The following is a 663-nucleotide window of genomic DNA, read 5'->3' as shown; positions in this document are numbered from 1 at the left end:
CAAGCCGTCAGAGCCTGCTTTGTTGGGTGATGGCGTGCCTTTTGAAGAATGAGCCTGCGAGTTAGTGCTGCGTGGCGAGGTTAACCCGTGTGGGGTAGCCGTAGCGAAAGCGAGTCTGAATAGGGCGCCTGTAGTCGCGTGGTCTAGACCCGAAGCGGAGTGATCTACCCATGGCCAGGGTGAAGCGACGGTAAGACGTCGTGGAGGCCCGAACCCACTTAGGTTGAAAACTGAGGGGATGAGCTGTGGGTAGGGGTGAAAGGCCAATCAAACTCCGTGATAGCTGGTTCTCCCCGAAATGCATTTAGGTGCAGCGTCGTATGTTTCTCCACGGGGGTAGAGCTACTGGATGGTCTAGGGGCCTTACCGGGTTACCGAAATCAACCAAACTCCGAATACCGTGGTGTTAGAGTACGGCAGTGAGACGGCGGGGGATAAGCTTCGTCGTCGAGAGGGAAACAGCCCAGAACACCAGCTAAGGCCCCTAAGTGTGTGCTCAGTGGGAAAGGATGTGGGATTGCCCAGACAACCAGGAGGTTGGCTTAGAAGCAGCCACCCTTGAAAGAGTGCGTAATAGCTCACTGGTCAAGTGGTCCTGCGCCGACAATGTAGCGGGGCTTAAGCACACCGCCGAAGCTGTGTCATTCATGCAATACATCGGCT

Annotated in this window: 1 rRNA gene; it reads left to right on the top strand. The window is 55.8% G+C overall.

Annotated elements, in window-relative coordinates:
• Positions 1-663 (top strand): 23S ribosomal RNA (locus tag ACLJQE_RS44685); the annotation flags it as partial.

Source organism: Amycolatopsis sp. lyj-346 (assembly GCF_046548975.1).
Taxonomy (GTDB): Bacteria; Actinomycetota; Actinomycetes; order Mycobacteriales; family Pseudonocardiaceae; genus Amycolatopsis.
Note: the sequence above shows the minus strand (reverse complement) of the source record. Positions and strands in the feature narration are given on the sequence as shown.